Here is an 18274-nt window from a genome sequence, read left to right as displayed (position 1 = left end):
CATGCCCGATGTCCTACCGGGAGCAGCGAACGGCCACGACCGATCGCGGAGTCCTCCGACCGCCACCCGCTCGGCCCGCACCGTGACCAGGCCGTTTCCCGCCGGGACGAGGCCGGTGGCGTTCGCATCCGCGAACGTCAGGCCCGGACCTCCCCCGGGACCGCCCAGCGTCCCGACCGGGCCCGCAACCCCACCGCGACCAGCCGCACCACCATGAACGCGGCCAGCCCGGTCCAGATCCCGGCCAGCCCCCACCCGAACAGCAGCGACAGCCAGATCATCGGCAGGAACCCGCCGAGCGCGGCCAGCAGCGTCGTGGTGCGCAGGAAGGCCGCGTCGCCCGCGCCGAGCAGCACACCGTCGAGGGCGAACACCACCCCGGCGATCGGCTGCAGCGCGGTGAAGAACCACCAGGCGGCGGGCACCGCCGCGAGCACGGCCGCGTCCCGGGTGAACACCGGCGGCAGCACCGGGTAGAGCGCGGCGAACAGCACCCCGAACCCGCAGCCGAGGACCAGGCCGTAGCGGGTGACCCGGGCGGCCAGCGCCCGCGCCGGACCGGTGTCGTCGCGGGTACCGTCCGCGTCGCGCTCCCCGTCGGCGCCGCCGAGGGCGGCACCGACCAGGGACTGCGCGGCGATCGCGACCGCGTCCAGCACCAGGGACTGGAACACCCACAGCTGCAGCACGATCTGGTGCGCGGCGACGGACTCGGACCCGAACCGGGCGGCGACGGCCGTCGCGGACAGGAAGCACGCCTGGAACCCCAGCGACCGCACGATCAGGTCGCGGCCCATGGTCGCCTGGGCACGCAGCACCGCGGTGTCCGGGGCGAAGCGGACCGGGTCGTCGGCGGGTGCACGGCGGCGCTCCACCACCAGCGCCCGCAGGAACCACGACGCCGCCAGGGCCTGCCCCGCGACGTTCGCGACGGCCGAGCCCTCCAGGCCCCAGCCCGCCCAGTCCCCGGTGCCGTGCACGAGCAGCGGGCACAGCAGCGCCGACACCAGGTTCCCGCCGATGACGATCCACATCGGCCGCCGGGTGTCCTGCACCCCGCGCATCCAGCCGTTGCCGGCCAGCGTGACCAGCACCAGCGGGGCCCCCAGCAACGCGATCCGCAGCCAGGACACCGCCCCCTGCGCGATCACCGGGTCCCCGGCGAGCAGGCCGGCCAGCGGTGCCGCGGCGAGCTGTCCGACCGCGACGACACCCAGCCCGACCGCCAGGGCCAGCCAGGTCGCCTGCACGCCCTCGGTCACCGCCGCCGAGCGCCTGCCCGCGCCGTAGAACCGGGCCGCGCGCGCCGTCGTCCCGTAGGACAGGAAGGTCAGCTGCGTCGTCACCTGCGCGAACAGCACGGCGGCGACGGCGAGCGAGGCCAGCTGCAGCCCACCCAGCCTGCCGACGACGGCCGTGTCCACCAGCAGGAACAGCGGCTCGGCCGCCAGCACCGGCAACGCGGGCAGCGCGAGCCGGAGGATGTCGCGGGGCCCGCCCGCGGGAGGGGCGGACCGGCTCACCGCCGGGGTCGGCGGCAGAGGAAGCAGAAGGCGGGCGGCAGGTTTCGCCACACCGTGCGGGTCATCACGACCTCGTCGAACGTGTCGTGCAGCGATGCCCTGAACCGCCGCGCCGAGGGCATCGGCAGGGTGTGGGAGTAGGCGAACGTCGCGAACGCACCGGTCTCGCCCACCGCCCCGACGACCTGGTCCAGGATCTCCTGCTGCATCGCGCGGTCGAACAGCGACCAGGGCAGCCCGGAGATCACCGCGTCGACCGAGGTGATGCCGCGCTCGTCGAGCAGCGCACCCAGCTTGCGGGCGTCGCCGTTCACGACCTCGACGCCGGGGTGGCGGTCCTGCAGGTAGCGGGCCATCCGGGGATCGAGCTCGACGGCGAGGTGCCGGCCCTCCGGCGGCAGCCGCCTGGCGACCTGGGTGGTGACGGCACCGGTGCCCGGCCCCAGCTCCACCACGACGGGTGTCCCGTGCCCCGGGGCGATACGGGCCAGCTTCGCCGACAGCCGCGGCGAGCTGGGCCACACCGCACCCACCTGCGCGGGGTTGCGGAGCCAGGCACGGAGGAACTCCGGCCATCCGCTGGGCTCGTTGCCGTGACTGTCGTCGCCCCCACGGGCCGCAGCGGGCTCGGATCGCACCGCACACCTCCTGGTCTCGCGGGACACGCTACGTGCCCCGACGCCGTGCCACCGGACCGCCCCGAGGTGTACCCGGTCGGGGTGTCGCGGCCGTGTACCCCGGATGAACCGGGTCAACCGGGCACCGTCAGCGGGCCAGCTCGGCGCGCAGCAGCTCCAGGAGACCGTCGCGGGTGCCGGCACGTTCGAACCCGGCGGCACCGGCGTGCCCGCCGCCACCGAGGGCCGTCGCCACCCGGGACAGGTCCGGGGAGCCGTCGCCCCGCAACGACACCGACCACTCGCCGGGGGCCGTCTCGCTCAGCAGCGCGGCCACCCCGCCCCCTGCCGCGGCCTGCAGGGGCCCGACCAGGGCGACCGTACGGTCCCGGAACCGGGTCGCGGTCGCGACGTCGACGGCCGCCCACACCAGATCCGCCCCGGCGGCGGCACCCGGCTCGCGGTGCGCCCCGGCCAGCACCGTGGCCTGCGCGGCCAGCCACGCGAACGGCACCGGGCCGCCGATGTCGCGCAGCAGCGGGGACGGTTCGACACCGGCCTCGACCAGTTCGGCACCCAGCCGCAGGGCGTCGGCACCACCGCGCCGGAAACCGCCGGTGTCGGTGTAGAGCCCCGCGAACAGGGACCGGGCCAGGACCGCGTCCAGCGGGGTGCCCAGCTCGGCGAGCACCGCCCGGACGAGGGTCACCGTGGCCGGGGCGCCCGGGTCGACGAGGTACCGGTCGGTGAACGCCACGAACGACGCGTGGTGGTCCACCGCCAGCGACGACCCGGCGGTGTCCAGCACCGGCTCCAGGTCGCCCAGTCGCGCTGCCGAGGAGATGTCGCAGCAGACCAGCAGGTCCGGCGCCCGCGGCGCGTCCCGCGACGCGACGACCAGCCCCTCCGGGTCCAGGGCGTCGACCAGACCGTCGGGCACCGGGTCCGGTCCGCCGAACGACACGGAGACCGGGGTACCCGCCCGGTGCAGCGCGGTGGCCAGGGCCAGGGCGCTGCCGGCCGCGTCGGCGTCGGGCCGCACGTGCCCGACCACGAGCACGTCACGGGCCCGGCGCAGCACCGCCGCAGCCCCGGCCGGATCGACCGGGCCGGGGCCGGGAACCTCGTCCTGCGGGCCGGTGCTCACTCCGCTTCGGTCTCCCGCGGGGCCTTGTACGGGTCGGCATCGCCCGCCGGGGACGCCGACGCGGCGAGCCGCGCCACCTCCTCGTCGGAGGCACGGGTGCGGGCCAGCAGCTCCTCCATCCGGCGGGCCGTGTCGGGGACGGCGTCCAGCACGAACGCGAGGCTCGGCGTGTGCCGCACCCCGGTCTGCTGTCCCACCCGGCTGCGGAGCACCCCGCTCGCGCTCTGCAGCGCGGCGGCGGCCCCCGCGAGGTCCGGCTCCTCCTCCAACGAGGCACCCATGACCGTGTAGAACACGGTCGCCTCGCGCAGGTCACCGGTGACACGGGTGTCGGTGATCGTCACCATCGCCAGTCGCGGGTCCTTCACCTCGTGTTCGAGGGCCTCCGCGACGATCTGGGAGATCCGCTTCGCGAGCTTGCGCGCGCGGGCCTGGTCGACCATGTCCTGCTCCTTCCAGCGGGTCGTGCGAGCCCGAGTCTAGGCACGGGTCGCGGGGTCGTGCCGCGTCCGTTCCGCGGTGGTCGTCCCCCGGGCCACGGGGACGGGGCCGCCGCCCGTGTCGTCCCCGTCGGCCGGGAACGGTCGTCCGGGGCCCGGTCGTCCGGGCTCAGTCGTCGTCCGGGCCGAACAACCGGATCCTGGCCGACAACAGCTCCAGCTCGGGGCGGGCGGCGACGAGCCGCTCGCACCGTTCCAGCAGGACCCGGACGTGTCCGGCGTCGGCGGCCACGCAGCTCACACCGATCAGCGCGCGCCGGTGCAGGTCCTGGTGGCCCGCCTCGGCCGCCGCCACCTCGAACCGGCGCAGCTCGGCCAGCAGCGGCCGGACCAGCGAGCGCTTCTGCTTGAGCGACCGGACGTCGCCGAGCAGCACGTCGCACTGCAGCGAGCCGACGTACACACACACCTCCGCTGACGCCGACGGGGCGGCCGGTGACCGGCCGCCCCGTCGGAGCGCGTTCGTCACACCGCTAGTCGCGCGGCTTCTCCCGCATCTCGAACGTCTCGATGACGTCGTCGACCTTGATGTCGCCGTAGGTGCCGAGGGTCAGACCGCACTCGAAGCCCGCGCGGACCTCGACCACGTCGTCCTTGAACCGGCGCAGCGACGAGACCGGGAGGTTCTCGTGGATCACCTTCGAGTCGCGCAGCAGGCGCGCCCGGGCGTTCCGGCGGATCTCCCCGCTCATCACCAGGCAACCGGCGATCGTGCCGAACTTCGAGGACTTGAAGACCTCGCGGACCTCCGCGCGGCCCAGCTCGACCTCCTCGTACTCCGGCTTGAGCATGCCCTTCAGGGCCGCCTCGATCTCGTCGATCGCCTGGTAGATCACCGAGTAGTAGCGGATCTCGACGCCCTCGCGGTTGGCCAGCTCCGTGGCCTTGCCCTCGGCACGGACGTTGAAGCCCATGACGATGACGTTGTCCGCGATGGCGAGGTTGATGTCGCCCTCGGTGATACCGCCGACGCCGCGGTGGATGACCCGCAGCTCGACCTCCTCACCCACGTCCAGCTTCATCAGGGCTTCCTCGAGCGCCTCGACGGTGCCCGAGTTGTCACCCTTGATGATCAGGTTGAGGGTGTTGGTCTCCTTCAGCGCGGCGTCCAGGTCCTCCAGGCTGACGCGCTTGCGACGGGACGCCAGCTCGGCGTTCCGCTCGCGGGCACGCCGCCGGTCGGCGATCTGACGCGCGACCCGGTCCTCGTCCACGACGAGGAACGTGTCGCCCGCACCCGGCACCGAGGTCAGACCGATGACCTGCACCGGACGCGACGGGAGCGCCTCGGTGACGTCCTGGCCGTGCTCGTCGACCATGCGCCGGACGCGCCCGGAGGCGTCGCCGGCCACGACCGAGTCGCCGACCCGGAGCGTCCCGCGCTGGACCAGCACCGTGGCCACCGGGCCGCGACCGCGGTCGAGGTGACCCTCGATGGTGACGCCCTGCGCCTCCATCTCGGGGTTCGCCCGCAGGTCGAGGGCCGCGTCCGCGGTCAGCAGGATCGCCTCGAGCAGGGCCTCGATGTTCGTGCCCTGCTTCGCGGAGATGTCGACGAACATGGTGTCGCCGCCGTACTCCTCGGCCACCAGGTTGTACTCGGTGAGCTGCTGGCGGATCTTCTGCGGGTTCGCACCCTCGACGTCGATCTTGTTGACCGCCACGACGATCGGCAGACCGGCCGCCTGGGCGTGGTTGATCGACTCGACGGTCTGCGGCATCACGCCGTCGTCCGCCGCCACCACGATCACCGCGATGTCGGTGGACTTCGCACCACGGGCACGCATGGCGGTGAACGCCTCGTGACCCGGGGTGTCGATGAACGTGATGAGCCGCTCCTCGCCCTCGAGCTCGGCCGCGACCTGGTAGGCGCCGATGTGCTGGGTGATGCCGCCGGCCTCGCCCTCGCGGACGTTCGCCTTGCGGACCGTGTCCAGCAGTCGCGTCTTACCGTGGTCGACGTGACCCATGACGGTCACGACCGGCGGACGGGCCTCGAGCGCGTCCTCGTCGCCCGGGTCGCCGAACTCGATGTCGAACGACTCGAGCAGCGCACGGTCCTCCTCCTCGGGGGAGACGACCTGCACGCGGTAGTTCATCTCCTGACCGAGCAGCTCGAGGACCTCGTCCGAGACCGACGCGGTGGCCGTGACCATCTCACCGAGGTGGAACAACACCTGCACCAGCGAGGCCGGGTTGGCGTTGATCTTCTCGGCGAAGTCGGTCAGCGACGCGCCGCGCGGCAGGCGGACCGTCTCGCCGTTGCCCTTGGGCAGGCGGACACCGCCCACCGAGGGCGCGGCCATGGCGTCGTACTCCTGGCGCTTCTGCCGCTTCGACTTGCGACCCCTGCGGGCCGGTCCGCCGGGACGGCCGAAGGCACCCGCGGCACCGCCGCGACCACCGGGACGACCGCCGCCACCGGGACGACCACGGAAACCACCGGCCGGGGGCGGACCACCGGGGCCGCCGCCACCGGGACGGAAACCGCCGCCACCACCGGGACGACCGCCACCGGGACCACCACGGCCACCGCCGGGGCCACCACGGCCGCCACCGGGACCACCGCGGCCACCGGCACCGGCGCCGGGACGACCGGCAGCCGGACGCGCGGGCATCATGCCCGGGTTCGGCCGCGGGGGCATGTTGCCCGGGTTCGGGCGGGGACCGCCCGCACCCGGAGCGCCGCCCGGACGGGGCGGACGCGGCGGGGCCTCACCGGCACGCGCGGCCGGCGCCTCGGGACGGCCGCCGCCCTGCTGGCCGCCACCGCCCTGCTGGGGCTGCGGCGGACCGGGACGCGGGCCCGGCTTGGGCGAGCCCTGACCGACACCGAACGGGTTGTTGCCGACGCGCGGCTGTCGCGGACCCGGACGCGGGCCCCGCTCGCCGGGCTGACCGGCGGGACGCGGTGCGCCACCACCCTGGCCGCCCTGTCCCTGACCACCCTGTCCCTGGCCGGGACGCGGTGTCGGAGCGGGCTTCGGCGCGGCCGGACCGGGCTTCGGAGCCGCCGGGCCGGGCTTGGGCGCGGCGGAGCCGGGCTTCGGCGCGGCCGGGGCGCCGGCGGCGGCCGCGGGGGTCTCGACGGCCGGAGCCGACGGGGCCTGCGGGCCGGGCTTCGGCGCGGCCGGCCCCGGCTTCGGGGCGTCGGTGCGCGCCGCGGGCTGCGACGGGGCGCCCGGGGTGGGCGCCGCCGGGGCCGGCGGCCCCGGACGCGGGCCGGGCTTGGGGGCCGGACCCGGGGTCGGGCGCGACGGCGACGGGGCGCCGGAGCCACCGGCGCGCGGACGACCGCCGCCGGGCGCACCGGAACCGCGGCGCTGACCGCCGGCGGGGCCTCCACCGGAGGCCATCGCGTCGCGCAGCTTGCGCACGACGGGTGCCTCCACGGTGGAGGAGGGGGACTTCACGTACTCCCCGAGGTCCTGCAACTTGCTGAGGACCTGCTTACTGCTGATCCCGAGCTCTTTCGCGAGCTCGTGTACGCGGGCCTTGCCTGCCACTGCTCTCCTCATCCTGACCGGAGGCCGGGCGGCAGCATCCCGCTCGACCTCGAACCTAGTGTCGAAGCACGTTCATGGTGCGATCTTCACTGCTGGCTCATGACTGGTCGACCTTGCTTTCTTCCGATGACGGGTCCGAGAGGTTCCCGGGCCCCAGCGGGTCGCGCGGCCCCTCCAGCCACCGCCTGACGGCGGTGACGTCCGGTGCCGAACGGACGCGTAACGCCCGGGCGAACGCCGAGCGTCGCTCGGCCCTGTCCAGGCACCCCGTCGAGAGGTGCAACCAGGCACCCCGTCCGGGGAGGCGGCGGCGCGGATCCGGGACGCAACATCCGTTCTCCACGACCACCCGCAACAGTACGTCGGCCCGTTCCCGGGTCCGGCACCCCACACAGGTCCGGATCGGTACCGACCGGGTGTGCGTGGGCGACGGTCCGCGACCACGGGCCGATGACGAGTGTAGCGCAGGGCGATCGTCGGGCATTCCCTCGCCCGACCCGCGCTGTCGATCTCCGTCGGTCAGGACGGCTCCCCCGCCGGGTCGACCGGCCCGCCGTCGGGGGTGACCGGATCGCGCGGGTCGGCGTCGCTGCGGATGTCGATCTTCCAGCCGGTGAGCCGGGCGGCCAGGCGGGCGTTCTGCCCCTCCTTGCCGATGGCCAGCGACAGCTGGAAGTCCGGCACCACCACCCGGGCGATCCGGGCGCGCTCGTCGAGCACGGTCACCGAGACCACCTTCGACGGCGAGAGCGCGTTGCCGACGAACTCGGCCGGGTCCTCCGACCAGTCGATGATGTCGATCTTCTCGCCGGCCAGCTCGCCCATCACGCCGCGCACCCGGGCGCCCATCGGGCCGATGCACGCCCCCTTGGCGTTGAGCCCGGAGCGGGTCGAGCGGACCGCGATCTTGGAGCGGAACCCGGCCTCGCGGGCCACCGAGACGATCTCGACGGAGCCGTCGACGAGCTCGGGGACCTCGAGGGCGAACAGCTTGCGCACCAGGTTCGGGTGGGTCCGGGAGAGCGTGATCGAGGTGCCCCGCGGGCCGCGGTTCACGCCGATGACGAAGCAGCGGATCCGGTCGCCGTGCTTGTAGACCTCGCCCGGCACCTGCTCGGCGGCCGGCAGCACGGCCTCGGTCCCGCCGGAGAGCTCCACCACGACGACGCCGCGGGCGTTGGCGCGCGCGTCGCGCTGCACGATGCCCGCGACGACCTCGCCCTCCTTGGTGGAGAACTCGCCGTAGGTGCGCTCGTGCTCGGCGTCGCGCAGCCGCTGCAGGATGACCTGGCGGGCGGTGGTCGCCGCGATCCGGCCGAAGCCCTCGGGGGTGTCGTCGAACTCCGGGCCGGGGGTGCCGTCCTCGGCCGTGTCGGACGCGTCGCGGGCCATCACCCGCACCACCCCGCTCCGGCGGTCGATGTCGACCCGGGCGTCGGGGTGGTGGCCGTCGGTGTGCCGGTAGGCGGTGAGCAGGGCCGTCTCGATGGCCGAGAGCACCGTCTCGAACGGGATCTCCTTGTCCCGCTCGATCGCGCGCAGCGCGGGGATGTCGACGTTCACCGGGTCTCCTCGTCGCGGACGGTCTCGACGGCGCCGCCGTCGTGGTTCGTGGGGGCCCCGTCGGCCCCGTCGGTGCTGCCGGACAGCGCGTCCGGGTCCAGCAGCGCGGTCTCCGCGGGCGGGGCCGGCTTGAACTCGACCTGCACCTGGGCGTGGTGGACCCGGGCGAGCGGGATCTCGCGCCGCTCCGGTGCCTTCCGCCCGGGCACGGCGACCGCGACCGTGTCACCGTCGAGCCGGCCGATCCGCGCGTCGAGGACGGTGCCGTCGTCCAGCGTGATGCGCGCCAGCCGCAGGTAGGCCCGTCGCCAGTGCCGGGGCTCGGTCAGCGGCCGGTCGATGCCGGGCGAGGTCACCTCGAGCGTGTACGAGCCCTCGATGAGGTGCTCGTGCGGGTCGAGCTCGGCGGCCGCGGCACGGCTGAGCCGGGCGATGACGTCGAGGTCGATGCCGGTCGCGGGCGAGGACTCGGGCAGGTCGACGACCAGCTTGACCGAGTGCCGGCGCCCGGCGGTGCGGACCTCCACGGCGTCGATCTCCAGCCCGGCCCCGTGGACCACCGGCTCGAGCACGCCGCGCAGCTGGTCGGCCAGCTGTGCGGGGTCCGGACTGCGCATCGGGTGACTCTCCTCGTGTGGGGGTGCCTGCCGGGGTGGCGACCGGTCGGCAGGGGTTCGGCTGGGCGACGTCGGTGGAGCAGCGACCGCCGGTGGGCGGGCGCGTCGGACGCTTGCGTACGGCGGACGACGGCGGCGCCGCACACCGCGCCGCGTCCGGCCGGGACCGGACGTGCCGATGACGGCGGGGACGGCTGACGAGCCTAGCGCGTCCGCCCGGCGGGCCGCCGGTCGGTGGCGCGTCGGCGGGCGGTCGTCCGCGACCCGGGCGGACACGGTCGGTGCCGGGCGGCCCGGTGCGTGCTGGCAGCATGACCCGACGTGAAGGACCGCGAGTCAGCCGTGCCGTCCCGGGTGCCGTCCCGGGTGTCACCGACCGGGCCGCCGCCGTCGGCGGTCCCGTCGCCGCCGGCCGGCCCGGCCCCGACCGGTCCCGCCGGGGTCCGCCCGTCCCGGCGCCGGGTGCTGGCCACCGCGGCCGCGGTGGCCGCGATGGTGCCGCTGGCGGGCTGCTCCGCCGCCACGACGCGCACCGAGGACGCCTCCGACGCCCTGCTCGCGCTCGCCGACGCCGCCCGGTCCGACGCCGCGCTGATCGTCGCCGCGGTGACCGGCGACCCGTCGCTCGCGGGCCGCCTGGAGCCGCTGCGTGCGGCCCGGATGGAGCACGCCGCCGCGCTCGACCAGGCGGGCGGGCGCACGCCGGGCCAGGTCGCCGCGCCCGCGACACCGCCCTCGGGCGACCTCGCCGCGGTGCGCGACGCCGTCGCCGGGTCGGCCCGCAGCGCGGGCGAGGTGGTCCCCCGCGCCTCCGCGCTGCAGGTGGGTCTGGTCGCCGAGGTCGCCGCCTGCTGCGCCACCTACGCGGCGGTGCTGACCGGGGCACCGGCATGAGCGTGGGTCCGCGGCCGCGGCAGGAGTCCGACGAGCCGCAGGTCCCCCAGGTCACCGTCGAGGCGCTGCAGCGCGCTCTGGCCTGCGAGCACGCGGCGCTGTGGGCGTACAAGATGGCGCTGGCGTTCGTCCCCCCGGAGTGGGCGGGCCGGGCGCGCGGGGACATCGAGGCCCACACCACCCTGCGCGGCCAGATCACCCAGACCCTGTCCGACGTCGGGCAGCGGCCGGTGTCGGCGCAGCCGGCGTACGCGGCGCCGCAGCCCGTCGTCGACGGGGTGTCGGCGGGGGCACTGCTCGTCTCGGCCGAGACCGACGCGATCGCGGCCTGGCGGTCGGTGACCGAACGGTCCTCGTCGGTCCCGCTGCGCGAGGCCGGACTGAAGGCGATGGTGGAGTGCACCGGCCGCCTGGCCTACTGGCGCGGGGTGACCGAACGCTCCCCGGTCGTCCCGGTGTTCCCCGGTCGCGGCTGAGGACCGTCCCCGTCCCGGCGCCGTCGTTCAGCGGAGCGCCGCGGCGGCCCTCTCGACGTCGTCGGGGGTGGTCGACAGGTGGAACGACAGCCGGGCGGCACCGTCGCGCACGGCGGCGGTGATCCCGGCCGCGGCCAGCCGGTCGGCCGCCCCCGGGGTGCGCACCGACACGATCGCCGACCCGGCGGGCGGCATCCCGAGCCGCTCGCGCAGGTCGTCGGCGAGGCCGGCACAGTGCGCGCGCACCTCGTCGGCGTCCAGTGAGGCGAGCCACGGCACCGTCACCGCGGCGCCGGCGTGGGCGAACCAGACCGGCGCCTCCTCGCCGCCCGCCGGCCCGGGCAGGACGGGCGGGTCCGGGGTGTAGAGCCCGGCGCCCCACCGGTCCCGGGTGCCGTACCAGCCCGCGCCGTGCGGGACCGGTTCCGGCCACCGCGCCCCGGCGGGTGGCCCGTCCACCCAGGACGGACGACGGGCCAGCCACGCGGCCCCCCGCGGCGCGAGCAGCCACTTGTAGCCGGCTCCGACCACGGCGTCGGCGTCGTGCAGGCGCAGCGGGAGCCAGCCGGCGGCCTGGGTGACGTCGAACAGCAGCCGCACGCCGGTACGGGCGCGGGCGGCGAGCAGCGCGTCGACGTCGGCGATCGCGCCGTCGGCGGACTGCACCACCGACACCGCGACCAGCTCGTGGTCGGCGGCGTGGCCCGCCAGCCCGGCGAGTGGGACCTCGGTGACCCGCACCCCGCGGTGGGCCTGCGCCGCGAACGGCCGGGTCACCGAGGAGAACTCCCCGCGGGCGACGAGCACCCGGGTGCCGTCGGGCACCGACGCGGCGAGGGGACCGATGAGCCCGGACGTCGTGGCGCCCTGCGCGACGTCGGCGACCGGCACCCCGGTGATCGCGGCGAACCCCGCGCGGGCCGCCTCGACGTCGTCGTCGAAGTCCTTCGGCGAGGCCGCGCCCACGGCCCAGCGCGCCACGACGTCGGCGACCACCTCCGACGCCCGTCGCGGCGGGATGCCGATGCTCGCGGTGTTGAGGTAGCCGGGCCGGTGTGGCAGTGCCCACCCGGCGAAGGAGACCGTTGCGTCCACGCTGCCCGACCCTAGCGAGCGTCCTACTGTCGACGGCGTGCACAGCGAGCTGATCGAGATCCGGACCGGTTCCGAGGAGACCGTCGTGGACCTGACGCACCGGATCGAACGCTTCCTGTCCGACTGCGGCGCCGGCGACGGCCTGCTCCACGTCTTCGTGCCGCACGCGACGGCCGGGATCGCGGTCATCGAGACCGGCGCGGGCAGCGACTCCGACCTGCTCGAGCAGCTGCGCGAGCTGCTGCCCGCCGACGACCGGTGGCGGCACCGGCACGGCAGCTCCGGGCACGGGCGCGACCACGTGCTGCCCGCGTTCGTGCCGCCGTCGACCACGGTGCCGGTGATCGACGGGCGTCCCGCCCTGGGGACCTGGCAGTCGGTCTGCCTCGTCGACACCAACGTGGACAACCCGACGCGGTCGGTCCGGCTCACGCTGCTGCCGGGCTGAGCCCCGGCGCGCTCCGGACCGCCGGGCGACCGGGGTCCGCCGCCCGCCGTAGCCCCGCTCCGGGGCCGTGCGACACCGCCGTACGCTGCGCCGGTGACCTCCGGCCGGACGACGACGACCGACCGCCCGGCACGGGCGACACCCTCGCAGCCGGGCGGCCCCACCCCCGGGCGGCGGCTGCGTCCCGCACTGGCCGCGGCCGTCGTGGTGCTGGTCGTGGCCGGTGCGGCGGCCGGGCTCGGCGGCATCCGCCCGGATCCCGCGACGACGAGCGGCCCCCCGGCCCCGGCGCCCGCTCCGGCCCCCGTCGAGCCGGCGGCGTTCGCCGTCACGGCACCGCCGGGGTGGACGGTCGCCGGCGGTGCACCCGCCCTCGACGTGTTCGGGGTGCCGTTCGCCCGGCTCGCCGAGGCGCCACCGTTCGCCGCGGGCGACTGCCCCGTCGGCGCCCCGCCGCGCGGGGTCGCCGCCGCCGCACTCGTCGCCGTCCCGGCCGGGACGACGGTCGAGCAGGCCGCCCAGGCCTTCGACCGGGGCGCCGGGGAGTCCGCCTACGCCGGGTCCGCCCCGCAGGTGGCGGTCGGGCCGCCGGGGCCACGCCCCGGTGAGGGCGAGCCGGGGACCTGGGTGGAGGCCACCGTGCGCACCGACGGCACCGCCGCGGGTGCAGCCGGGTGCCGGGCGACCGACGGCTCGGTCGGCGTGCTGGCGGTCCCCCGCACCCAGGCCCGCGACGGCTCGGTCGGCGTCGCGATGCTGGTCGTCGCCGCCGACGTGGGCGGCGGTCCCGGCGACGCGGTGCCCCGCTCCGCCCTCACCGACCTCGCCGCCTCCGCGGTCCGCCCCGGCTGACCCCCGCCTGGTTCGCACGAACGGGCCCTTCGTACGAAAGGTTCGTACGAAGGGCCCGTTCGTGCGGACGCGGGGTGGTGACGCGGGGTCGCGGCGGCGCGGGGTGGTGGCGGCGTGGAGCGGGGGGTCAGGCCCCCCGGACGATCCCCGCGACGAGCTCCGCGGCACCGGCGCGGTCGATCTCGCTGCGCTCCCCGGTGGCCCGGTCCTTGAGCTCCAGCTTCCCGTCGGCCAGCCCGCGCCCGACGACGACGATCGTCGGCACGCCGATCAGCTCGGCGTCGGCGAACTTCACGCCGGGACTCGCCTTGCGGTCGTCGAGCACGACCGACAGGCCCCTCGCCTCCAGCTCGGCGGCGACGGCCTCGCCGCCCTCCAGCAGCTCCGCGGACTTGCCCGCGACGACGACGTGCACGTCGAACGGTGCCACCGCCCGCGGCCACACCAGGCCGGAGCCGTCGTGGGACTGCTCGGCGATGGCGGCGACCAGACGGGAGACGCCGATGCCGTAGGAGCCCATCGTGATCCGGACCGGACGGGAGTCCGGGCCGAGCGCGTCGAGGGAGAAGGCGTCGGCGTACTTGCGGCCGAGCTGGAAGATGTGCCCGATCTCGATGCCGCGGGCGGCCTCCAGCACGCCGCTGCCGTCCGGGGACGGGTCCCCGGCGCGGACCTCGGCGGCCTCGATCGTGCCGTCCGGGGTGAAGTCGCGGCCCGCGACGAGGTCGACGACGTGGTGGTCGGCCTTGTCCGCGCCGGTCACCCAGGCGGTGCCGGTCACGATCCGCGGGTCCACCAGGTAGCGGACGCCGTTCGCGGCCAGCGCGCCCGGCCCGATGTAGCCCTTCACCAGGAAGGCGTTGCGGGCGAAGTCGGCCTCGTCGAGCAGCGCCACCTCGGCGGGCTCGAGCGACGCCTCGAGGCGCTTCATGTCGACCTCGCGGTCGCCGGGGACGCCGATCCCCAGCAGCTCCCACTCGCTCGCGCCGGGCCGGCGGGTCTTGACCAGCACGTTCTTCAGCGTGTCGGCCGCGGTGACGGTGCGCCCGGTGTTCGCGTTGAGGAAGGCCACCAGCGACTCGATGGTCGGGGTGTCCGGTGTGTGGTGCACCTGCGCGGCGGGGAGCCCCTCGAGCGGGACCGCGGCCGGCGCGGGCGTGGTGACGGCCTCGACGTTGGCCGCGTAGCCGCCGGGTCCGCGGACGAAGGTGTCCTCGCCGGTCTCGGACTCGGCGAGGAACTCCTCCGACGCCGAGCCGCCCATCGCACCCGAGGTCGCGGACACGATCACGTAGCGCAGCCCGAGCCGGTCGAAGATCGTGACGTAGGCGTCGCGGTGCTTGCGGTAGGACTCCGACAGTCCCTCGTCGGTGAGGTCGAAGGAGTAGGAGTCCTTCATCAGGAACTCGCGCCCGCGCAGGATGCCCGCGCGGGGACGCTCCTCGTCGCGGTACTTGTTCTGGATCTGGTAGAGGATGACCGGGTAGTCCTTGTACGACGAGTACTCGCCCTTGACCGTGAGGGTGAACAGCTCCTCGTGGGTGGGCCCGAGCAGGTAGTCACCGCCCTTGCGGTCCTTCAGGCGGAACAGGTTGGGGCCGTACTCGGTCCACCGGTTCGTCGCCTCATAGGGCTCGCGCGGCAGCAGCGCCGGGAACTGGATCTCCTGGGCGCCCATGGCGTCCATCTCCTCGCGCACCACGGCCTCGATGCGGCGGAGCACCCTGAGGCCGAGCGGCAGCCAGGAGTACACGCCCGGGGCCACGCGACGGACGTAGCCGGCGCGGACCAGCAGCTTGTGGCTGGGCACCTCCGCGTCGGCCGGGTCCTCACGCAGGGTGCGCAGGAACAGCGACGACATCCGGGTCAACACCTGCAGAAGGGTAGCGAGGGACCCCGGAGCCCCTCATCCCGGTTCCGGAGCGGGCAGACTCGGGGCATGGGAGACGAACAGCACGAGCTGCTCGCCGCCGCACGCCAGGGCGTGCTCGCGACGATCAAGCGCAGCGGCATGCCCCAGCTGTCGCCGGTGACCCCGCACTACGACCGCGCGGCGGGCACGGTGCAGGTGTCGATGACCGAGGGCCGGGCGAAGACGGCGAACCTGCGCCGCGACCCGCGCGCGGCGCTGTCGGTGGAGAGTGCCGACGGCCGGTCCTGGGCGACGGCGGAGGGCCCGGTCGAGCTCGTCGGTCCCGACGACTCGCCCGACGGACCGGCCGTGCAGGCGCTGGTCGACTGGTACCGGGCCGCGGCCGGGGAGCACCCGGACTGGGACGAGTACCGCGAGGTCATGGTCCGCGACCGGCGGGTGCTGATGACGATGCGGGTGCAGCGCGTCTACGGCGAGAACCTGGGCTGACCCGACCACCGCGCCGGGCGGGGTGCACGGGTGCGTTCCCGTGGGCACCCCGCCCCGGGCGGCTCAGACCGCCTCGTCCAGCAGCTCGCCGAGCATCCTCGCGACCGTCGGGGTCTCCACCAGGAACCCGTCGTGGCCGTACGGGGAGTCGATCACCCTGAGCGGGTCGGCGCGCGGGATGCGGTCGGCCAGCTCCTGCTGGTCGGCGAGCGGGTAGAGCCGGTCGGAGGTGACGCCGGCGACGTAGGTGCGGGCGCTCACCCGGGACAGCGCCGCGGGCACCCCGCCGCGGTCACGGCCGACGTCGTGGTGGTTCATCGCCTGGGTCAGGCGCACGTAGGACGCGGCGTCGAAGCGGTGCACGAGCTTGTCCGCGTGGTGGTCCAGGTAGGACTCCACGGCGTAGCGGCCGCCGTCCAGCGGGTCCTCGCCCGGCTGCGGGTCCCGGCCGAAGCGGGTCGCCAGCTCGAAGCCGGAGCGGTAGGACAGGTGCGCGATCCGGCGGGCGACGCCGAGTCCGCGCCACGGCCCCTCCGGTGTGTCGTGGTAGTCGCCGCCGTGCCAGTGCGGGTCACCGGTGATGGCCTGGATCTGCGGGCTCGCCCAGCCGATCTGGTCCGCCGTCGACGCCGCGGGCCCGGCCAGCAGGAACAGCCGCCGTACCCGGTCCGGTTCGGTCGCCGCCCACTCCAGCGAGCGCATGGACCCCATCGACCCGCCGATCACGCAGGCGAACGCGTCGATCCCGAGCGCGTCGGCGAGGTACTGCTCGGCGACGACGGTGTCCCGCACGGTGACCGTCGGGAACCGGCTGCCCCAGGTCCGGCCGTCCGGGGCCCGCGACGCGGGCCCGGTGCTGCCCTGGCAGCCGCCGACCGCGTTCGGGGCGACGACGAACCAGCGCGCCGGGTCCAGCGGGCCACCCGGCTCGATCAGCCCGGGCCACCAGCCCGGCGTCGGGTGTCCGGGGCCTGCCGGGCCCTGCAGGTGGGCGTCACCGGTCAGGGCGTGCAGCACCAGGACGGCGTTGGAGCCGTCCGGGGCGAGCTCGCCCCACGTCTCGTAGGCCAGGCGCACGCCGGGGAGCTCCCCGCCGGCCGCCAGCTTCAGCGGCGCGGGCAGGTCGAGGAAGTGGCGTCGGCCGGGGTCGTCCCCCTCCCGCCAGGCACCGCTGGCGGGAGGGGGCTCGATGTCGTTCACGGACACCAGGTAATCAGATACGCGCTCAGGCGCCCTTCGCGGCGCGGAAACCGGCGTCCAGGTCGGCCTTGAGGTCCTCGATGCCCTCCAGCCCCACCGAGAGCCGGACCAGGCCCGGGGTGACCCCGGACGCGATCTGCTCCTCGGCCGACAGCTGGCTGTGCGTGGTCGAGGCCGGGTGGATGACCAGGCTGCGCACGTCACCGATGTTGGCGAGGTGGCTGTGCAGCTCCAGGGCGTTCACGAACTTCTTGCCCGCCTCGATGCCGCCCTGCAGCTCGAACGCGACGATCGCGCCGCCGCCCTTGGGCAGGTACTTCTTCTGCAGCTCGTGCCACGGGCTCGACGGCAGGCCCGCGTAGTGGACCTTCTCCACCTCGTCACGGGCCTCCAGCCACTCGGCCAGCGCCTGCGCGTTCTGGTTGTGCCGGTCGATGCGCAGCGACAGCGTCTCGATGCCCTGCAGGATGAGGAACGCGTTCTGCGGGGAGATCGCCGGGCCGAGGTCGCGCAGCAGCTGCACGCGGGCCTTGATGATGTAGGCGATCGGTCCGACGGCGTCGGTGAACACCGCGCCGTGGTAGCTCGGGTCCGGGCTGGTCAGGCCGGGGAACTTCTCCTTGTTCGCCACCCAGTCGAACGTCCCGGAGTCGACGATGATGCCGCCGACCGAGGTGCCGTGGCCGCCCAGGAACTTGGTGAGCGACTCGACGACGATGTCGGCGCCGTGCTCGATCGGGCGCACCAGGTACGGCGTCGGGACGGTGTTGTCGACGATCAGCGGGACCCCCGCGGAGTGCGCGACGCCGGCGACGGCGGCGATGTCGAGGATGTTGCCGCGCGGGTTGCCCAGCGTCTCGCCGTAGAGGGCCTTGGTGTTCGGCCGGATCGCGGCCTTCCACTCCTCCAGGTCGTCCGGGTCGTCGACGAAGGTGACCTCGATGCCCAGCTTCGGGAACGTGTAGTGGAACTGGTTGTAGGTGCCGCCGTAGAGCGAGGCGCTGGAGACGATGTGGTCCCCGGCCTCGGCGATGTTCTGGATCGCCAGCGCCTGCGCGGCCTGCCCGGACGCGACGGCCAGGGCCGCGGCCCCGCCCTCCAGGGCGGCGACGCGCTGCTCCAGCACGTCCTGGGTGGGGTTCATGATCCGCGTGTAGATGTTGCCGAACTCGGCGAGCCCGAACAGGTTCGCGGCGTGGTCGGTGTCGCGGAAGACGTAGGACGTGGTCTGGTAGATCGGCGTCGCCCGCGCGTTCGTGGTCGGGTCGGGTGCGGCGCCGGCGTGCACCTGCTTGGTCTCGAACGACCAGTTGGCGGTGGTGTCGGGGTCGGTCACGGTGGGTCTCCTCCGGAGGGTCGACCGCCGGTCCGCGGAGCTGCCGAGGCGGGCCCGTGGCCCGGGTCGGTGGACGCGACGGCGGATGGCTGTGGTGCGCGAGGGCGGACGCGGGCGTGCGTGGGCCCGGGACGAACG

The 18274-nt window shown here is 75.1% G+C and carries 18 protein-coding genes; 5 read left to right on the top strand and 13 right to left on the bottom strand.

The window, feature by feature from the left end:
* Positions 1-137 precede the first annotated feature (137 nt).
* From KPF47_RS27870 to rimP, 9 genes are all read right to left on the bottom strand, one after another.
* A complete protein-coding gene (locus tag KPF47_RS27870) occupies positions 138-1523 on the bottom strand; it encodes an MATE family efflux transporter (RefSeq protein ID WP_224391786.1) in 1386 nt (461 codons plus the stop codon).
* Complete coding sequence (locus KPF47_RS27865) at positions 1520-2161, bottom strand: methyltransferase domain-containing protein (RefSeq protein WP_224391785.1); 642 nt, start codon at positions 2159-2161, stop codon at positions 1520-1522. Before KPF47_RS27865 ends, KPF47_RS27870 begins: the two co-directional genes overlap by 4 nt.
* Positions 2162-2288: 127 nt before the next feature.
* Positions 2289-3287 (bottom strand): bifunctional oligoribonuclease/PAP phosphatase NrnA, encoded by a 999-nt coding sequence (locus tag KPF47_RS27860; protein WP_224391784.1) that lies wholly within the window; start codon positions 3285-3287, stop codon positions 2289-2291.
* Positions 3284-3730: a 30S ribosome-binding factor RbfA gene (gene rbfA, locus KPF47_RS27855; protein WP_224391783.1), complete on the bottom strand. Its 447-nt coding sequence runs from the start codon at positions 3728-3730 to the stop codon at positions 3284-3286. The genes KPF47_RS27860 and rbfA overlap by 4 nt, the downstream gene beginning before the upstream one ends.
* A gap of 166 nt (positions 3731-3896) precedes the next feature.
* Positions 3897-4190: a DUF503 domain-containing protein gene (locus KPF47_RS27850; RefSeq protein WP_224391958.1), complete on the bottom strand. Its 294-nt coding sequence runs from the start codon at positions 4188-4190 to the stop codon at positions 3897-3899.
* A 70-nt stretch (positions 4191-4260) separates the two neighbouring features.
* The gene (gene infB, locus KPF47_RS27845; RefSeq protein WP_224391782.1) at positions 4261-7293 is read right to left on the bottom strand and encodes a translation initiation factor IF-2; all 3033 of its coding nucleotides are present in this window, start codon (positions 7291-7293) and stop codon (positions 4261-4263) included.
* A gap of 97 nt (positions 7294-7390) precedes the next feature.
* The gene (locus KPF47_RS27840) at positions 7391-7777 is read right to left on the bottom strand and encodes a YlxR family protein (RefSeq protein WP_224391781.1); all 387 of its coding nucleotides are present in this window, start codon (positions 7775-7777) and stop codon (positions 7391-7393) included.
* A gap of 35 nt (positions 7778-7812) precedes the next feature.
* Entirely contained in the window at positions 7813-8856 is a 1044-nt protein-coding gene (gene nusA, locus KPF47_RS27835; RefSeq protein ID WP_224391780.1) for a transcription termination factor NusA, read from the bottom strand.
* Entirely contained in the window at positions 8853-9473 is a 621-nt protein-coding gene (gene rimP, locus KPF47_RS27830) for a ribosome maturation factor RimP (protein ID WP_224391779.1), read from the bottom strand. Before rimP ends, nusA begins: the two co-directional genes overlap by 4 nt.
* A 321-nt stretch (positions 9474-9794) precedes the next feature.
* On the opposite strand from rimP, the gene KPF47_RS27825 reads away from it, so the two are divergent.
* Positions 9795-10367 carry a hypothetical protein gene (locus KPF47_RS27825; RefSeq protein WP_224391778.1) on the top strand — a complete coding sequence of 191 codons (573 nt, stop codon included), beginning with the start codon at positions 9795-9797 and terminating at the stop codon, positions 10365-10367.
* Positions 10364-10843: a ferritin-like domain-containing protein gene (locus tag KPF47_RS27820; protein ID WP_224391777.1), complete on the top strand. Its 480-nt coding sequence runs from the start codon at positions 10364-10366 to the stop codon at positions 10841-10843. The genes KPF47_RS27825 and KPF47_RS27820 overlap by 4 nt, the downstream gene beginning before the upstream one ends.
* Positions 10844-10870: 27 nt before the next feature.
* Here KPF47_RS27820 and KPF47_RS27815 read toward each other — a convergent pair whose 3' ends face one another.
* On the bottom strand, positions 10871-11938 hold the full coding sequence (locus KPF47_RS27815) for an aminotransferase class V-fold PLP-dependent enzyme (protein ID WP_224391776.1): 1068 nt from the start codon (positions 11936-11938) through the stop codon (positions 10871-10873).
* A gap of 37 nt (positions 11939-11975) precedes the next feature.
* On the opposite strand from KPF47_RS27815, the gene KPF47_RS27810 reads away from it, so the two are divergent.
* A complete protein-coding gene (locus KPF47_RS27810) occupies positions 11976-12386 on the top strand; it encodes a secondary thiamine-phosphate synthase enzyme YjbQ (RefSeq protein WP_224391775.1) in 411 nt (136 codons plus the stop codon).
* A gap of 93 nt (positions 12387-12479) precedes the next feature.
* The gene (locus KPF47_RS27805; protein ID WP_224391774.1) at positions 12480-13238 is read left to right on the top strand and encodes a hypothetical protein; all 759 of its coding nucleotides are present in this window, start codon (positions 12480-12482) and stop codon (positions 13236-13238) included.
* A 127-nt stretch (positions 13239-13365) separates the two neighbouring features.
* On the opposite strand, the gene KPF47_RS27800 is transcribed toward KPF47_RS27805, so the two are convergent.
* A complete protein-coding gene (locus KPF47_RS27800) occupies positions 13366-15111 on the bottom strand; it encodes a proline--tRNA ligase (RefSeq protein WP_224391773.1) in 1746 nt (581 codons plus the stop codon).
* 66 nt (positions 15112-15177) lie between these two features.
* Here KPF47_RS27800 and KPF47_RS27795 point away from each other — a divergent pair, with 66 nt between their 5' ends.
* On the top strand, positions 15178-15600 hold the full coding sequence (locus KPF47_RS27795; protein ID WP_224391772.1) for a PPOX class F420-dependent oxidoreductase: 423 nt from the start codon (positions 15178-15180) through the stop codon (positions 15598-15600).
* A gap of 63 nt (positions 15601-15663) precedes the next feature.
* Here KPF47_RS27795 and KPF47_RS27790 read toward each other — a convergent pair whose 3' ends face one another.
* Together KPF47_RS27790 and KPF47_RS27785 are read right to left on the bottom strand one after the other, a co-directional pair.
* Positions 15664-16800 carry a homoserine O-acetyltransferase gene (locus KPF47_RS27790; protein ID WP_224391957.1) on the bottom strand — a complete coding sequence of 379 codons (1137 nt, stop codon included), beginning with the start codon at positions 16798-16800 and terminating at the stop codon, positions 15664-15666.
* 25 nt (positions 16801-16825) lie between these two features.
* On the bottom strand, positions 16826-18136 hold the full coding sequence (locus tag KPF47_RS27785; protein WP_224391771.1) for a bifunctional o-acetylhomoserine/o-acetylserine sulfhydrylase: 1311 nt from the start codon (positions 18134-18136) through the stop codon (positions 16826-16828).
* Between the last annotated feature and the right edge of the window lie 138 nt (positions 18137-18274).

Origin of the sequence: Pseudonocardia sp. ICBG1293 (genome assembly GCF_020131355.1) — a bacterium.
GTDB lineage: Bacteria > Actinomycetota > Actinomycetes > Mycobacteriales > Pseudonocardiaceae > Pseudonocardia.
The sequence above is the reverse complement of the archived record's forward strand: the minus strand, read 5'-3'. Positions and strand labels throughout refer to the sequence as shown.